The organism is Micromonospora sp. AKA38 (genome assembly GCF_027925725.1).
GTDB lineage: Bacteria > Actinomycetota > Actinomycetes > Mycobacteriales > Micromonosporaceae > Micromonospora.
In genome coordinates this window covers 151,312-165,433 of sequence record NZ_BNEI01000002.1, presented here as the reverse complement: position 1 = coordinate 165,433, position 14,122 = coordinate 151,312, and the positions used below count along the sequence as shown (strand labels likewise).

Genomic DNA, 14,122 nt, shown 5'->3' with positions numbered 1-14,122 from the left:
TGTCGGCCGATCGCCGTATCCTGCTGCCGTGGCCCTGCGGTTCACCACGCGCGCGTCCGACTCCGGGTGGGTCGACACGGTGTGGACCTGCGCCAGCGGGCCGGTCACGGAGATGACGTCGGTGGCCACCGCGTGCTGGGGCCTGGTGTTCTGGCAGTGCGACGGCCAGCCGTACGCGAGCGTCTCCGGGCCCGAGACCGGCGCGGGCGTCGCGCCGGTGCCGGCGGGCGCCGCCTTCGTCGGCATCGAGTTCGCGGTGGGGACGTCGCTGCGCGCCCTCCCCGCCCCGGCCCTGGTCGACCGCGGCGCCGCACTGCCCGACGTCACCCGTCGGACGTTCCGGCTGGCCGGCGACCGGTGGGAGACACCGGGCCCGGACGACGCCGAGGCGCTTGTCGAGCGGCTGGTCCGGGCCGGCGCGGTGGTCCGCGACCCGGTCGTCGCCGAGCTTCGCCGCGGCCACCGCCCCTACGCGTCGCCGCGCACCGTGGAACGTCGGTTCCGGGCGGCGACCGGGCTGACCCAGGGCGCCGTGCGGCAGATCGAACGGGCCCGGGAGGCCGCGGCGCTGCTGGCCGCCGGCGTTACGGTGGCCGAGGCGGTCACCCGGCTCGGGTACGTCGACGAGCCGCACCTGGCCCGCGCGCTGCGCCGGTACGTCGGGCGGACGGCGGGGCAGTTGCGTGCCGGCAACGGCCGACCGATCGCGCTGGACCTGGGTCAGCGGACCACGTCGTAGATCAGCTTCAGCACACCGTTCGAGTAGGTCTCGGACTCCCGCAGCCGCAACGTCTGCTTGTCCTTGTCGGTGGTGCTGAACAGACGCTTCCCGGCGCCGAGCAGCACCGGGAAGACGAGCAGGTGGTACCGGTCGACCAGACCGGCGTCCGACAGGCGGCGGGCGAGTTCCGCGCTGCCGTGGATGAAGACCGCCCCGCCCTCGCCCCGTTTGAGCGCGGCCACGTCGTCGGTCGAGCGCAGGATCGTCGTCGGGCCCCAGCCGTCGACGAGCGCGTCGTCGGGCAGGCCGGACGAGACCACGTACTTCGGCAGCTCCCGATAGTCGGCGTGGTCGTCGGAGTCCCGCCAGACCGGCGCGAACGCCTGGTAGCTGCGGCGGCCGAACATCAGCGCCGTGGTGTCGGCGAGTTCCTCGCCCTTGAGGCCGAAGGCCTCCGGCACGAACTCGATGTCCTGCACCACCCAGCCGCCGCTGCGGTGCTCCTCGCCCGGCCCGCCGCCGGGGGAGTCCACCACGCCGTCGAGCGACAGGAAACCGGTATAGACAAGATCACGCATGGGGGAATGCTAGGAATCCGGGTGGCCCGGTGTCTTGTACGGAAACGACACGTCAGGGCAGCGGGACCACGTAGGAGTCGACGCGGGCGATGAGCCCGTCGCGGAACGTGAACAGGTCGTTGAAGGCGAAGCGGAACGGCCCGTGCGCCACGCTGACCCCGCGGCCCTCGCCGGTCACCACGACGACGGGACCGTCCTCGTGCACCCGCTCGACGTCGAGCTGCGGGCTGCCGGCGAACGCCGGGTTCTCGATCTCGCCGTCGAACTCCGCCCGCCCCCGGGTGGTGCGGTGACCGTGGATGACCCATTCCACGTCGTCGGTGAGCGTCGCCAGGATGCGCGGGTGGTCGCTGGCCCGGAAGCCGGCGAAGTATTCGTCGACCAGGTCACGCTGGCTGATCTGCGGCACTGTCGGCTCCTGCGGCGGAAAGGTGGGCGGCGAGGGCGTCGAGGATCGAGGCGAGCCCGTCCGCGGCCCGGGCGGTCCGCAGCTCCGGCGGGAGCCGGCGCTGGTGGACGGTCAGCTCGGTGCCCTCGCCAGCGGGCCGGAGCGTCACGGTCGTGCGCAGGCCGGTCACCGGTTCGTCGAAGACGAGCTCGCGCGGCGGGTCGAGGCGTACGTAGACGAAGCGGAGTCGGCGGGTCGCGCCGTCCGGGGCGCGGGTGTCGAGCGCGAACTCGCCGCCGGGCCGCGCGTCCACGGTCACCGACCCGGGTGGCACCTCGGCGTGCGAGCCGCCCCAGAACGCCGCGAGGCTCGCCGGCGTGGTGAAGGCGGCCCAGACCCGGGCCGCCCCGGCACGGAGGTGTCGACGGGCGATCAGTTCGTCGCCGTGCCGCTCGGCGCGGGCGGTCACCGGGCCCCCGCCTCGTCGTCGAGGTGACGGTCGAGCGCGTCGAGCCGGTCGTCCCAGGCCCGGCGCTGCTCGTCGATCCAGGCTCCGACCAGTGCGAGCTGGTCGGCCCGGAGCCGGCAGGGTCGTCGGGTGCCCTCGCGGCGTTGCGCGACCAGGCCGCAGCGGCGCAGCACGCCCACGTGGTGGGAGATCGCCTGCGGGGTCAGGTCGAACGGCTCGGCCAGCTCGCCCACCGTGGCGTCACCGTGGGCGAGGCGGGTCACCAGGGCGCGGCGGACGGGGTCACCGAGCGCGGCGAACGCGAGGTCGAGGTCGGACACGTCCCCACCCTAATCCAAACCTACGCTTGCGCAAGTGCTTGTTTGTATTCGGCTCCGGCGTTTCGGCGGGACCGGGAGCGGGCACGCCGGGAGAAGGGAGGTCGATGTGAACAGACCGAGCCGACCTGACCGGCGGCGACTGTGGGGCCTGTCGGTGCTCGCCACCGCGCTGCTGGCCGGCGCCTGCACCGACGGCGGGACTGACCCGAACCGGGGCGCGCCCCCCGCACCGTCGACGGTCCCCACGTCCGCCGCCGCACCGTCGGCGTCGTCGTCGACCGCCACGACCGTGACCATCCCGAGGTCCGCGTTCGTCGACCTGCCCGCGGAGCTGCGCAAGGGTGCCCCCCAGCCGATGGAGGTCGCCGACGCGCTGCCGAAGCTGTGCGCCGAGGAGTTCGCCACCGGCGGCCGATCGGTGACCGCGGGCGCCGCGATGATGAGCACCTACCAGACGCCCGGGGACCCACCGGAGAACGTCCCCTACGGCACGCTGCACCAGACCGTCTTCGCCTTCACCGGCACCGGCGCCGGCGACTACCTGCGCCGGGTCCGGGCAGCGCTGGCACTCTGCCGCTCCTTCCCGGAGCGGGGCGCCACCGTCACCGTCCGGTCGCAGCCGCTGGCGAGCACCGGCGACGACGCGCTGCTGGTGACGCTGACCCGGCCGGCGACGAGCCTCGACGGAAGCCCGGCCGAGGGCACCACCACCAGCCAGATCACGGTGGTGAAGCTCGCCGACGCGGTGACCGTCGTGCACGACCAGGGCTGGGAGGGCAGCAGCAACAACCCCGACCTCGCCGACGACGTCGCCCGCGCCGCCGCCCGCGGGCTCGACTCCTGGCAACGGTGAGCCGGCCCGCATCGGCGGCCCGCCGAGACGGGCCGTCCGCGAGGACCGGGGGCAACCGGAAGGCCCGTCAGGAGACCGCGGTCCGCACCAGCTCGGTGAGCCGCTTCTCCACCATCGGGCTCCACCGCAGCAGCGCGAACGACGCCGGCCACATGTCGCCGTCGTCGAGGTTGGCCGCGTCCTGGAAGCCCACCGTCGAGTAGCGGTAGTTGAACTTCCCCGAATCCTGGAAGAAGACCACGATCTTGCCGGCCGCGTTCGCGTACGCGGGCATGCCGTACCAGGTCTTCGGCGACAGCTCGGGAGCGGCGGCGGTGATCGTCACGTGTACGCGCTCGGCCAACTCGCGGTCGGCCGGCGCCATCTGCGCGATCCGGTCGAGGACCGCCTGCAACTCGTCGGCCTTCTTCCCGCCCTTCTTCCCCTCGGCGCGCAGCTCGGCCGCGCGCTCCTTCATCGCGGCGCGTTCCTCGGCGCTGAAGCCCTCGCTCATCTCGGTTCCCCCTCGTTCCCCGGCGGTCGACGTGACGCCGCCCCGCTCAGCAGAAACGCTACGACCGCCGCTGCCCACCCGCTTCTCGATTCCTGATCGCTTCGGGAGTGAGGCGGGGCCCCCGCTTAACGCCTCCGGTATAGGTGGGGCCCCTTCTCACGCGTCAGGCGCAACGGGGACAGCCGGCAGCGTCACGGCGGCCTATGATCCGGTGATCGCTCCCGCACCCTGGTGGCCGCCGTGACCGAGGAGCGTGGCCTGGCCGGGCCGGCCGCCTTCACCTCGCCGGACGGTCGCACGCCCACGGTCCGCGCCATACTCCTCGACATGATCGAGGAGTACGCGCGCCGCACCGGACACGCCGACCTGCTCCGCGAGGCGGTGGACGGGCGGGTCGGCGAGGGCGCGCCGGCGGACTTCACGATCTGAGGCGTGACCCGCTGACGAGCCGATGAGTTTGGCATGCGACGGCGGTCCACCCGTCGACATCACCTGGAACATGAAGGAGCACCACGATGGCGAAGGTCGTCTCCACGTTGTTCATCTCGGCCGACGGCGTCGCCGAGATCGACCCGGACTGGCACTTCCCCTACTTCGACGACAACATGGGCCGCGCCGTCACCGAGGACTACGACACCTCCGACGTCCTGCTGATCGGCCGGGAGACCTACGACAGCTTCGCCGGCGCGTGGCCGGGCCGGGAGGCCGAAGGCAGCGACGACGCGCCGTTCGCCAAGCAGCTCGGCGACATGCGCAAGGTGGTCGTCTCCCGCCAGCCGCTGGAGTTCTCCTGGCGCAACTCCGAGCTGGTCCAGGGCGACCTGGTCGACGCGGTGACGGCGCTCAAGGCCGACGCCGGCATCAAGGGCGTCCTCATCCCCGGTTCGATCTCGGTGGTGCAGCAGTTGCTCGCCGCCGGGCTGGTCGACGAGCTGCGGCTGCTGGTGCACCCGGTGGCGGCCCGCAAGGGACGCAAGCTGTTCGACGAGGGCGACCGCCCGTACCACCTCCGGGTGACCGCGACGGAGGCGTACCCGACCGGCGTCATCCGGGTCATCTACGCGCCGGCCGACGCACCGGGCCAGGCCGGTTACGACGACGCGAAGGAGCAGTTGGCCACCGGGAGCTGACGGGCGGGGCAGCGGCGGGCCCGCACGCCGTGGCAAGATCCGCGGCGTGCGCCGCGGCCCGTTGCTCCTGACCGGTGCGGCGGTGTGCGCCGTGCTGCACGCCGTCGGCGTCCTGGCGGCGCACCCGGTGTGGCGCGGCGCCGAGGTGCTGAGCCTGGCCTTGCTGCTCGCCTACGCGCTGACCCGTGGCCTGCCGGCCCCGCGCTGGTCGGTGCCGGCGGCGCTGGCGGTGCTGCTGGTGGACGCGGTCCGCACCATGCCGGCGGCGCCCGGCGGCCGGGAGTTCGGCTGGACGGTGTACGGCCGGATCGAGCACGTCGACGTCACGGCCGGCTTCGCGGCGGGCCTCACCGCCTGCGGGGCGGCGCTGGCCGCGACCGTGCTGCTGCTGGTCGGGTGGCGCGCCCGCGTCACGCGTGGCCCGGTGGTGACCGCCGCGCTGGTGGCGGTGCCGCTCCTCGGGTACGCGCTGATCCGGGTCGTCGACCTTCGGCGGGACCTGCTGGCCGAGCAGCGGTCGCGGCCGGGTGGGCCGGACGTGGCGGACGCGGTGGGCGCGCTGATCCTGGCGGTCCTTCCGGCGCTCGCCCTCGCGCTGACCGCGCTGGCGCTCGCCGTGCTGCTGGTTGGCCGGGGTCGCTGGCTCGCCGCGGCCGGCGCGGTCCTGTTGTCGCTGGTGGCATGGCCACTGATCGACACCAGCATCGACGCGGTGCGGCTGCCCGTCCCGACGTTCACCGAGTCCGAGGTGCTGTACGCCGTCACGCCCACGGCGGCACTGCCGCAACCGGTGCCGGCGCTCGCCGTGCTGGTCGAGCTGACCGCCTACCTGCTGCTCGTCGCCGGCCTCGCCGGAGCCGGGCGCCGCGCGCCCGCGGCGCCCGCGCCGGTGGCCGGTCCGGGGTAACCGCTGGCGGTCCGCCGGGCGCGCCGCTACGATCCTCGGCGATGACTCTCTCGTGCAGATTGGGGGCCCGGTTCGCGCAAGGTGAGTGCTGATGCGCTCTCCGGTTGCGAACGCGGATTTCCGCCTCTCCCTCTGGCAGCGGGTGCGTGAGTACGCCGTCCCGCCCGACATGATCCAGGCCGCGACCGCCCGCCGTTCGGTGGGCGACTGGGCCGGCGCCTGTGCGGTCACCCGCGTCGACGTCGATCTGAGCCTGCGCGCGGTCGTCCACCGGCACGGCCGGGAGCTGGCCGCGCGGCTCCGCGACGACCTCCGGCACCTGGCGCCCGACCTGTTGCGCTGGCACCTGCCGAGGACCGCCCCGGACGGGCTGCTGCGTCCCGGGCTGACCGTCACACTGGCCCGGTACGGCCCGCCCGGCCGGGGCGGTGCCGGGGCGGCGCAGCTCGTGGCGCGGACACCGCCGGTGTGGGCCGACGCCGGGCAGCGGATCAGCCTGGCGGTGTGGGCCGGCCCCGGCGACGACGTGGCGGCCCACCCGCATCCCCGTCCCGACCGTCGCTTCCGGCTCGACCTGCACCGCCACCTGTGGGATGCGCGCCGGGCAGGTGAACTGCGGGTCCGCTCCGGTGCCGACCTGCCGGCGGTCGACTCGGCGGGGCCGGCCCACGGATATCCGGCACACCGGTGGCCGGCCGAGGCGGCGCTGCTGCTCCGGGCCGAGGGCTCGACCGGCGAAGCGGTGGCGGTGCGGCTCGGGTCCCGTCGCCGCCTGATCCTGCAACGCCGGGGCGGCGGGTGGACGGCCCGGTCAGGCCGGTCGACCGCGCTGCCGGTGCTGCCGGACGCGGCGACCCGGACACCGCCGGACGTGGAACTGCTGCGTCATCGGATGATCGAGCCCGACCGGCTGCACCCGCTTGTGGCGTCGGCGCTCGCCCCGGACGCTCCGGCCACCGTCCGGGCCCGCGACGACCGGCCGGGGGACCGGCCCCGCCTGGTCGACTGCCGTGGCGTCCGGCACCGGATCGGCCTCGTCGACGGTGTGCTCGCGCCGCTGGACCACGACCCGGCGGAGGTACGCCGGGAGGAGCTGCTCGCCACGCTCACCGGTACGCCGCTGCCGTGCCTGCGCGCGATCGACGAGGCGCACCGCCGGCCCGAGTCCCTGCCCGACATCCGCGCCCGCCTCGACCACGGCGACCTGCCCGGCGCGGTGGCGGCGGTCGAGGCGCTGCTCGGGCCGGACGCGCTGCTGCGCCACGGTGAGCTGCGCGCGGAGCTGGAGGACGCCGCGCTCCGGCGGATCAGCCACGGGCTGTTCCGGGCCGGGCTCGCCGGCCGCTGCCCGGTGCCGTCCACCCGGGACCCGCGATCCGCCTCGGACCGGCGTTCCCACCCTCGTCACGCCCTTTTCCGCTGACCGGGCCGCAGCCCGTCACGAACCCCCAAGGTGATGCTCATGCCCCCTGCCGCCATCCGGACCGACACCCACCCGCCGGCGCAGCTCGATGTCGCCGCCGACCTGATCGCCCTGCTCGGGACCAGCGCCACCGAGCCGCGGCCCGACCCGCAACTGGAGGCGCTGACGCTGGCCGTGGCCGCCGACCTGCCGGTGCTGCTCTGGGGCGCGCCGGGCATCGGCAAGACGGCCGCGTTGACCCAGCTCGCCGCGTCCCTTGATCTGCCGCTGACCACGGTGATCGCCAGTGTGCACGAACCGTCCGACTTCGCCGGTCTGCCGGTCGTCGGCGACGACCCGGCCACCCAGGGCGTGCCGATGGCGCCGCCGGACTGGGCGGTGCGCCTGGTCCACGCCGGCCGGGGACTGCTGTTCCTGGACGAGCTGTCGACCGCCCCGCCCGCGGTGCAGGCGGCACTGCTCCGCCTCGTGCTGGAACGGCGCGTCGGCAGCCTGCGCCTGCCGCCCGGGGTCCGGATCGTGGCCGCCGCCAACCCGCGTACCTCGGCCGCCGACGGCTGGGAGCTGAGCCCGCCGCTGGCCAACCGGTTCGTCCATCTCCAGTGGAGCCACGACCACGAGGTCGTCGTCCGCGGTCTCGGCGGCACCTGGCCCCGGGCGGCCCTGCCCCGGCTCGACCCGGCGCGGCTGGCCGGCGCCGTCGAACATGCCCGCCGCGCGGTGTGCACGCTGCTGTCGGCCCGCCCGACGCTGGTGCACCGGTTGCCGACCAGCGAGGCCGGCCGGGGCGGCGCCTGGCCCTCGCCGCGTAGCTGGGAGATGGCGCTGCGGCTGATCGCGTTCGCCGCCGCGGCGGACACCTCGCGGGACGTGCTGTCCGCACTGGTCCGCGGCGCGGTGGGCGACGGGCCGGGGCTGGAGCTGCTGGCCAGCCTGGACCGGATGGATCTGCCCGACCCGGAGGAGGTGTTGGCCGATCCGCACGCCGCCGCCCTGCCCGAGCGGGGTGACCTGCGCCAGGCCGTGCTGGACGCGGTCGTGGAGGCGGTCCGGCGTCGCCCGGAACGCGCCCGGTGGGACGCGGCCTGGACGCTGCTCGGCCGGGCGGCGGAGACCGGAGCCCCGGACCTGGTGGTCGTCCCCGCCGCCACGCTGGCCCGGCTACGCCGCGAGGACTGGGACATCCCGCCGGTGATCGACCGCCTCACCGCGGTGGCGTCGCTGTCGCGGGGCGCCGACGAGACGGCGGCCCGGGTCGCGGCCGGCCGATGAGCGCCACCGTCGTCCTCGACCGGGACAAGCTGCTCACCGCCCGCCTGTACGCGGCGCGAGTCCGCCCCTATCTGGCCACCGCGCTGTTCGCGCTGCACGTGGTCGAGTCCCGCCGGGTCCCCACGATGGCCGTGGACCGGCACTGGCGCTGCTACGTCTCGCCGCTGTTCGTGGCCCGTACGCCGGTGGCGGACCTCGCCGCCGTGTGGGTGCACGAGGTGTCCCACCTGCTGCGGGACCACCACGGCAGGGGTGACCGGTTTCTCCGGGAGCACGGGCTGACCGGGGCCGCGGAACGGCTGCGGATCAACATCGCCGCGGACTGCGAGATCAACGACGACGCGTACGGCGACGGGCTGGTCCGGCCCGCGGACGCCGTCGAGCCCGGCTGCCTGCGCCTGCCCGAGGGACAGCTGATGGAGGAGTACCTGCGCCAGTTCCGGCTCGGACCGCTCACCCAGCACCTGGCCTGGCTGGACTGCGGCAGCGGCGCCGACGGCCTGGGCCGGGCGTGGGACCTGGGACCGGACGGCGCGCACGGGCTCACCGAGCAGGAACGGGACGCGGTGCGGTTCCGGGTGGCCGAGGGGATCACCGGCCGGCCCGGGACCGCGCCGAAGGGCTGGCGGCGGTGGGCGGAGGAGGTGTTCCACCCGCCGCAGCCGTGGCGGGAGCTGCTGGGCGCCGCCGTCCGTTCCGCGGTATCGGCCTCCGGGGCGGGCGACGACTACACCTACGGTCGGCCGTCGCGGCGCTCGGCCGGCGTACCCGGTGTGGTCCTGCCGGCGCTGCGCCGCCGGCCACCGCGTGTCTGCGTGGTCGTCGACACCTCCGGCTCGGTCAGCGACACCGAACTGGGCAGCGCGCTGCTGGAGGTCGCCGCGATCGCCCGGGCCGTGGGCGGACGCCGTGACCTGGTCACCGTGCTGCCCTGCGACGCCGCCGCGCACCGGGTGCTGATGCTGTGCCGGGCCGAGGACCTCCCGCTGGTCGGCGGCGGTGGCACGGACCTGCGTACCGGATTCGCGCGGGCGCTGCGGGACGCCCGGCGCCCGGACGTCGTCGTCGTGCTGACCGACGGGCAGACGCCTTGGCCCGCCACCCGGCCCTCCTGCCGGACCGTGGTGGGCCTGTTTCCCCGGCCGGTGCGGTGGAGCGAGCAGGACCCGGATCACGTGCCGGACTCGCCGCCGGACTGGGCGCGGGTGGTGACCCTCGGTTCCCCGTCCCGGTGAGCGCGGCGGTCCGGTTCAGTCGAGCAGCGCCAGCAGCGCGTGCAGCGCCGGGTTGGTGCTGTCCACCGGCCAGGCCAACCCGACGTCCACGGTGGGCGTCGGGGCGGCGAACCGGCGCAGCCGTACGCCGGGCAGCCGCAACGCCCGCGCCCGACCGGCCGGCACGGCCGCGACCACGTCGCCGTCGGCCACCGCGCGCAGCAACTGCTCGTCGTCCGGTTCGTGCCGGACCAGCCGGAAGCCGCCGCGCGGCCACACCTGGGCGATGGTCCGGTCGAACATGCCGGGCCCGTTCTCCCGTGGCCACATCACCGCCGGCAGGTCGACCACCTCGGCCCGGCCGATCCGGCGGCGGCCGGCGGCCAGCGGGTGGCCCGCCGGCAACGCCAGCAGCAGCTCCTCGGTGTCGACCGTGCGGCAGGCCAGCGCCGGCTCGTCCACCGGCGGCCGGACGAACGCCGCGTCCAGCCGGCCGGCGAGCAGGCCGGCCACGTTCGGCGCGGTCCACGCCGTCTCGGACACCACCTCGACACCGGGGTGGGCGGCCCGGAACCGGGCGATCAGCGTGTCGACCCGGCCGCCGCGCGCCGACCGGGTGTACGCCAACCGCAGCCGACCACCCCGGCCGCGCGCCAGGTCGCGGATGCGGGCGGTGGCGGCGTCCACCTCGGCGAGCAGCCGGGCGGCCTCGTCGGCGACCCGGGCGCCGACCTCGGTCAGCGTGCAGCCCCGGCTGGTGCGGTGCACCAGTGGCACGCCGAGCTGCCGTTCCAGGGCGCGGATCTGCTGGCTGAGCGCGGGCTGGGCGATGCGCAGCCGGGCCGCCGCGCGGGTGAAGTGCAGCTCGTCGGCGAGCACCACGAACGAGCGCAGCCGGCGCAGGTCCGACCAGGCGCCCGGGGCCTCGACCATGCCACCCATCATAAGCGCCGCTTATCGCCGCCGGTCCGATCCGTCTTGGACGGCACCGTCTCCCGGGGGCCACCATCGGCAACACATCGACGGTACGGGCGAGGGGCGCGGATCATGACGACAGCGGACGTGGTGGTGGTCGGCGGCGGGGTGATCGGGATGACCGCGGCGGTCACGCTTCAGCGGCGCGGCGCGCGGGTCACCGTGCTGACCGCCGACGACCCGGCGGACACGGTGTCCACGGTGGCCGCGGCGGTCTGGTACCCGAGCCACACGGAGGCGGATCCGCGGGTGCTGCGTTGGGCCCGGGACACCCACGCCGAGCTGCGCCGCCAGGCCGCCGACGGTGTGCCCGGGGTGGTGGACCGGCCGACCCGGATGTGGTTGCGTCGCCCGTACGCCGGGCCGCCCTGGTGGGCCGACGCCTGCGGTGACCTGGTGGTCGAGCCGGCCCGGCCGCCGTACACCGCGTTGCTGCGGTTCACCGCGCCGACGGTGGAGATGAACCGCTACCTGACCTGGTTGCACCGACAGGTGGCGGCCGGTGGCGGCCGAATCGTCCGGCGTGCGCTGGACACGCTCGCCGAGGCGTACGAGATCGCGCCGACAGTGGTCAACGCGACCGGCCTGGCCGCCGGCCGGCTCGCCGCCGACCCGGCCGTGCACCCGGCGCGCGGGCACATCGTGCTGGTGGCGAACCCCGGGCTGACCGTCTCGGTACGCGACGAGGACGACCCGGCGGGCGTCACGTACGTGCACCCGCGCCGGCACGACGTGGTGCTCGGCGGCACCTACCAGCCCGGGGTGGGGCACACCCGGCCGGACCCGGAGACGGCGGCGGCGATCCGGCGTCGCTGCGTCGCGTTGGTGCCAGGGTTGGCGGACGCGCCGGTGCTGGGGGAACGGATCGGGCTGCGACCGGTCCGGCACGGCGGGCCCCGGGTCGAGCGGGATCCCGGCGGTGGGCGGCTGGTGCACGCGTACGGGCACGGTGGGGCCGGGGTGACGCTGTCCTGGGGCTGCGCGGCCGAGGTCGCCGACCTGGCCCTGGCGGATTAGGTCTGCGGTGCCGGCGGCTGCGGCGCGGCGGGCGTTCGTGGTTCGCGAGCGGTCCACGCGAGGAACCGGTCGAACAGCGCCGCGGGATCCGGGCCCGGGTTCGGGGTCAGCGCCAGCAGATCCGCCGTGGCGTCGAACAGGCAACCGGCCATGTAGATCGACAGGGACACCCGGTCGCGCCGGTACTCCATCAGCAGCAGGAGCCGGGCCGGCTGGCATGGCCACGGCGCGGCGCAGACGCGGCACAGCCACAGCGGACGACTCGGCAGGTGAGGTCTGACCGCTCGGCGTTGGCGGTTCGGCACGGGGGACCCGTTCGGCGTAGACATACCCCTTACGGTGACCGAGTCGTTGACCCGGGTCAAGGAGTCGGGGCAACTGTCTAGCGTCCGGAACATGGAGCTGGTGGGTGCAGCGGAGATTCGCGTGATGCTTGGCGGGATCAGCAAGCAACGTGTCTACGTCATCACCAGTCACCGGAACTTCCCGGAGCCGGTGGCCGACCTCGTGCAGGGCAAGGTCTGGCTGAGGTCCGACGTCCAGAAGTGGATCAAAGAGCATCGGCCGGAGCTGGCCGGCGACTGATCAGCCCTCGGCGCCCTGTCGACCTGAGAGCGTAAGCGACTCAGGTCAGGTGCTCGGCCAGCGCGACGATGATGCCGCTCGGCCCACGCAGGTAGCAGAGCAGGAAACTGTCCTCGAAGCGCGTCACCTCGCCGACGAGTTCCGCGCCGTGCGGGCGGAGCCGGGCGAGCGTGTCCTCGATGTCGTCGACGGCGAACATGACGCGGTGCAGGCCCCGCGTGTTGGCCGGGGTGACGCTCGGCTCGGGCACGATCGCCCGCGGCGAGTGGTACGTCGCCAGCTCCAGCCGGCCCGGCGCGTCCGGGATCCGCATCATCGCGATCTCGCTGCGCATGTCGTCGAGCCCGACGACCTTCCCCGCCCAGCTTCCCTCGATCGGCATCCGGCCTTCCAACTCCATGCCGAGTGCGGTGAAGAACGCGACGGCGGCGTCGAGGTCGTCAACGACGATGCCGACGTTGTCCATGCGCTGAATCGTCATGTCCCCGAGGGTAGAACGGCGGACCGACGGCCGGCGTTGTGTGCCGCGACCAGGCCCGGCAGTTCGTCGAGCGACCCGATCCGGAACAGGCAGCGCTGCGCCACGGCCGGCAGGTCGAGGATGTGACCCCACGGCCCGCGCCGGATCAGGCACGCCGGCATGCCCGCCGCCATGGCCGCGCCCGCGTCGTTGTCAGGCCGGTCGCCGACGTACAGGATGGACGACGGGTCATGGCCGGCCTCGCGGACGAGCCGCGCGAAGAACGCCGGCGCCGGCTTCGCCACGCCCCAGCCGTGCGACGTGCCGATCACGTCCACCGGAAGGTCGAGTGCGCGCAGGCTCGCCTCGGCGTGTGCCGGCTGGTTGCCGGCCAGGCCGACGCGCAGTCCCTGATCCTTCAGCGCGGTCAGGCACGCCCGCGCGTCCGGGTAGAGATCGTCCTCGTCGAACGACTCCGGCCGGCCGGCGGCGGCCCGCCGCGCCAACTCGGTCGCCAGGTCGAAATCGGGCCGGAAGGTCCGGAACGCCTCCTGCCAGTCCTGTCCCCGGGCGATCACCGCGCCGAGGACGGCGGAGAACGTGTGCCGGGGCACGCCGAGCCAGTCCGCCCAGTCCGCGAACTCGCGCGACTCGTCGAGGATCGTCCCCCCGACGTCGAAGAAGACCGCCTCGATCATGCGAGTTGCTCCGGTCCGGTGACGTCGCGGCGCTTGAGTTTGGCGCGGCGGCCGTCCGGGTGGTGCCAGACGACGCCCTCGTACGCGGGATGTGCCAGCAGCCACTCACGCAGGCCGGGCGCGTCGCGCGGAACGTCCAGCCGGTCGGCCTCGGCGTGCGCGACGAGCGCGTGTCCGCGTACCCCCTCGGGGTTGCCGTTGATCCTGGGGCCGATCAGCTCGAAGGTGCCGGGGCGGGGCTCGCCCGCGTGCGCGGCCAGGGCCTCGGCGTGGTACTTCGCGAACGACGAGCGGTCGATCGGCTCCCAGCCGACGGTCTTGCCGGTGGTCCCGTCGGTCATGACCGGCCGGTAGCCGGGCGGCTGGGCCTTGCCGGGCTTCACCTCGCGCCGGGCCCACCACGTGCCGTCGGTGTCGAGCAGCACGCAGGTGCCGTCGTACTTGCGGGTGGCGACGCCCTCACCGTCGAGCACCCACCGGCACTCGGGGTCGACCTCGTCGAGGACGCGTCGGCGGTCCTCGGGGTCGCGGCGGAACAGCGTGGGGATCTTACGCATGTCGACATGGTCGCACCGGGCACACCGGGGACGCGACGCATATGGAGGGCGGGCACACCGCC

20 protein-coding genes are annotated in these 14,122 nt (G+C 74.7%); 10 read left to right on the top strand and 10 right to left on the bottom strand.

Features of this window, described 5'->3' with window-relative positions:
- Positions 1–28 precede the first annotated feature (28 nt).
- Positions 29–739 (top strand): helix-turn-helix domain-containing protein, encoded by a 711-nt coding sequence (locus TPA0908_RS04320; protein ID WP_281934876.1) that lies wholly within the window; start codon positions 29–31, stop codon positions 737–739.
- On the opposite strand, the gene TPA0908_RS04315 is transcribed toward TPA0908_RS04320, so the two are convergent.
- The 4 genes from TPA0908_RS04315 to TPA0908_RS04300 are packed head-to-tail and all read right to left on the bottom strand — an operon-like array spanning position 721 to position 2,476.
- Entirely contained in the window at positions 721–1,299 is a 579-nt protein-coding gene (locus TPA0908_RS04315) for a dihydrofolate reductase family protein (protein WP_281934875.1), read from the bottom strand. The two genes, TPA0908_RS04320 and TPA0908_RS04315, sit on opposite strands and share 19 nt — an antisense overlap.
- 52 nt (positions 1,300–1,351) lie before the next feature.
- Positions 1,352–1,708: a nuclear transport factor 2 family protein gene (locus tag TPA0908_RS04310; protein WP_281934873.1), complete on the bottom strand. Its 357-nt coding sequence runs from the start codon at positions 1,706–1,708 to the stop codon at positions 1,352–1,354.
- Positions 1,686–2,156, bottom strand: coding sequence for an SRPBCC family protein (locus TPA0908_RS04305; RefSeq protein ID WP_281934871.1), 471 nt, complete (start codon positions 2,154–2,156; stop codon positions 1,686–1,688). The genes TPA0908_RS04310 and TPA0908_RS04305 overlap by 23 nt, the downstream gene beginning before the upstream one ends.
- Positions 2,153–2,476, bottom strand: coding sequence for an ArsR/SmtB family transcription factor (locus TPA0908_RS04300; RefSeq protein WP_281934869.1), 324 nt, complete (start codon positions 2,474–2,476; stop codon positions 2,153–2,155). The genes TPA0908_RS04305 and TPA0908_RS04300 overlap by 4 nt, the downstream gene beginning before the upstream one ends.
- A gap of 106 nt (positions 2,477–2,582) precedes the next feature.
- Here TPA0908_RS04300 and TPA0908_RS04295 point away from each other — a divergent pair, with 106 nt between their 5' ends.
- Positions 2,583–3,329, top strand: a complete 747-nt coding sequence (locus TPA0908_RS04295) for a hypothetical protein (RefSeq protein WP_281934867.1) — start codon at positions 2,583–2,585, stop codon at positions 3,327–3,329.
- 67 nt (positions 3,330–3,396) lie between these two features.
- Here the strand turns inward: TPA0908_RS04295 and TPA0908_RS04290 are convergent, their stop codons facing one another.
- Positions 3,397–3,822 (bottom strand): iron chaperone, encoded by a 426-nt coding sequence (locus TPA0908_RS04290; protein ID WP_281934865.1) that lies wholly within the window; start codon positions 3,820–3,822, stop codon positions 3,397–3,399.
- 231 nt (positions 3,823–4,053) lie between these two features.
- Here TPA0908_RS04290 and TPA0908_RS04285 point away from each other — a divergent pair, with 231 nt between their 5' ends.
- The 6 genes from TPA0908_RS04285 (at position 4,054) to TPA0908_RS04260 (ending at position 9,789) form a co-directional block, all read left to right on the top strand.
- Positions 4,054–4,251: a mycothiol transferase gene (locus TPA0908_RS04285; protein WP_374709169.1), complete on the top strand. Its 198-nt coding sequence runs from the start codon at positions 4,054–4,056 to the stop codon at positions 4,249–4,251.
- A gap of 86 nt (positions 4,252–4,337) precedes the next feature.
- Complete coding sequence (locus tag TPA0908_RS04280) at positions 4,338–4,952, top strand: dihydrofolate reductase family protein (protein ID WP_281934863.1); 615 nt, start codon at positions 4,338–4,340, stop codon at positions 4,950–4,952.
- Between the two features lie 46 nt (positions 4,953–4,998).
- Positions 4,999–5,859: a hypothetical protein gene (locus TPA0908_RS04275; protein WP_281934861.1), complete on the top strand. Its 861-nt coding sequence runs from the start codon at positions 4,999–5,001 to the stop codon at positions 5,857–5,859.
- Between the two features lie 91 nt (positions 5,860–5,950).
- Positions 5,951–7,282, top strand: a complete 1,332-nt coding sequence (locus TPA0908_RS04270) for a hypothetical protein (RefSeq protein WP_281934859.1) — start codon at positions 5,951–5,953, stop codon at positions 7,280–7,282.
- Positions 7,283–7,321: 39 nt separating this feature from the next.
- Positions 7,322–8,554: an AAA family ATPase gene (locus TPA0908_RS04265; RefSeq protein ID WP_281934857.1), complete on the top strand. Its 1,233-nt coding sequence runs from the start codon at positions 7,322–7,324 to the stop codon at positions 8,552–8,554.
- On the top strand, positions 8,551–9,789 hold the full coding sequence (locus tag TPA0908_RS04260; RefSeq protein ID WP_281934855.1) for a vWA domain-containing protein: 1,239 nt from the start codon (positions 8,551–8,553) through the stop codon (positions 9,787–9,789). Before TPA0908_RS04265 ends, TPA0908_RS04260 begins: the two co-directional genes overlap by 4 nt.
- Before the next feature lie 15 nt (positions 9,790–9,804).
- Here the strand turns inward: TPA0908_RS04260 and TPA0908_RS04255 are convergent, their stop codons facing one another.
- Positions 9,805–10,701: a LysR family transcriptional regulator gene (locus TPA0908_RS04255; RefSeq protein WP_281934853.1), complete on the bottom strand. Its 897-nt coding sequence runs from the start codon at positions 10,699–10,701 to the stop codon at positions 9,805–9,807.
- A gap of 114 nt (positions 10,702–10,815) precedes the next feature.
- Between TPA0908_RS04255 and TPA0908_RS04250 the strand changes: the two genes are divergently transcribed.
- Positions 10,816–11,760, top strand: a complete 945-nt coding sequence (locus tag TPA0908_RS04250; RefSeq protein ID WP_281934851.1) for an FAD-dependent oxidoreductase — start codon at positions 10,816–10,818, stop codon at positions 11,758–11,760.
- On the opposite strand, the gene TPA0908_RS04245 is transcribed toward TPA0908_RS04250, so the two are convergent.
- The gene (locus TPA0908_RS04245) at positions 11,757–12,089 is read right to left on the bottom strand and encodes a hypothetical protein (protein WP_281934849.1); all 333 of its coding nucleotides are present in this window, start codon (positions 12,087–12,089) and stop codon (positions 11,757–11,759) included. The two genes, TPA0908_RS04250 and TPA0908_RS04245, sit on opposite strands and share 4 nt — an antisense overlap.
- Before the next feature lie 67 nt (positions 12,090–12,156).
- Here TPA0908_RS04245 and TPA0908_RS04240 point away from each other — a divergent pair, with 67 nt between their 5' ends.
- Entirely contained in the window at positions 12,157–12,345 is a 189-nt protein-coding gene (locus TPA0908_RS04240; RefSeq protein WP_281934846.1) for a hypothetical protein, read from the top strand.
- A 40-nt stretch (positions 12,346–12,385) separates the two neighbouring features.
- On the opposite strand, the gene TPA0908_RS04235 is transcribed toward TPA0908_RS04240, so the two are convergent.
- Genes TPA0908_RS04235 through TPA0908_RS04225 form a run of 3 tightly spaced genes read right to left on the bottom strand, consistent with a single transcriptional unit; the run spans position 12,386 to position 14,060 of the window.
- Positions 12,386–12,826: a VOC family protein gene (locus TPA0908_RS04235; RefSeq protein WP_281934844.1), complete on the bottom strand. Its 441-nt coding sequence runs from the start codon at positions 12,824–12,826 to the stop codon at positions 12,386–12,388.
- Entirely contained in the window at positions 12,823–13,503 is a 681-nt protein-coding gene (locus TPA0908_RS04230) for an HAD family hydrolase (protein WP_281934842.1), read from the bottom strand. Before TPA0908_RS04230 ends, TPA0908_RS04235 begins: the two co-directional genes overlap by 4 nt.
- Positions 13,500–14,060: a hypothetical protein gene (locus TPA0908_RS04225; protein WP_281934840.1), complete on the bottom strand. Its 561-nt coding sequence runs from the start codon at positions 14,058–14,060 to the stop codon at positions 13,500–13,502. The genes TPA0908_RS04230 and TPA0908_RS04225 overlap by 4 nt, the downstream gene beginning before the upstream one ends.
- Positions 14,061–14,122: the final 62 nt, after the last annotated feature.

Bases quoted from the DNA above. Each gene is read 5' to 3' on its own strand.
- TPA0908_RS04225 (WP_281934840.1), bottom strand. From the start codon at position 14,060: ATGCGTAAGATCCCCACGCTGTTCCGCCGCGACCCCGAGGACCGCCGA.
- TPA0908_RS04240 (WP_281934846.1), top strand. From the start codon at position 12,157: ATGGAGCTGGTGGGTGCAGCGGAGATTCGCGTGATGCTTGGCGGGATC.
- TPA0908_RS04270 (WP_281934859.1), top strand. From the start codon at position 5,951: ATGCGCTCTCCGGTTGCGAACGCGGATTTCCGCCTCTCCCTCTGGCAG.
- TPA0908_RS04260 (WP_281934855.1), top strand. From the start codon at position 8,551: ATGAGCGCCACCGTCGTCCTCGACCGGGACAAGCTGCTCACCGCCCGC.
- TPA0908_RS04290 (WP_281934865.1), bottom strand. From the start codon at position 3,822: ATGAGCGAGGGCTTCAGCGCCGAGGAACGCGCCGCGATGAAGGAGCGC.
- TPA0908_RS04250 (WP_281934851.1), top strand. From the start codon at position 10,816: ATGACGACAGCGGACGTGGTGGTGGTCGGCGGCGGGGTGATCGGGATG.
- TPA0908_RS04315 (WP_281934875.1), bottom strand. From the start codon at position 1,299: ATGCGTGATCTTGTCTATACCGGTTTCCTGTCGCTCGACGGCGTGGTG.
- TPA0908_RS04265 (WP_281934857.1), top strand. From the start codon at position 7,322: ATGCCCCCTGCCGCCATCCGGACCGACACCCACCCGCCGGCGCAGCTC.
- TPA0908_RS04230 (WP_281934842.1), bottom strand. From the start codon at position 13,503: ATGATCGAGGCGGTCTTCTTCGACGTCGGGGGGACGATCCTCGACGAG.
- TPA0908_RS04245 (WP_281934849.1), bottom strand. From the start codon at position 12,089: ATGTCTACGCCGAACGGGTCCCCCGTGCCGAACCGCCAACGCCGAGCG.
- TPA0908_RS04235 (WP_281934844.1), bottom strand. From the start codon at position 12,826: ATGACGATTCAGCGCATGGACAACGTCGGCATCGTCGTTGACGACCTC.
- TPA0908_RS04280 (WP_281934863.1), top strand. From the start codon at position 4,338: ATGGCGAAGGTCGTCTCCACGTTGTTCATCTCGGCCGACGGCGTCGCC.
- TPA0908_RS04255 (WP_281934853.1), bottom strand. From the start codon at position 10,701: ATGGTCGAGGCCCCGGGCGCCTGGTCGGACCTGCGCCGGCTGCGCTCG.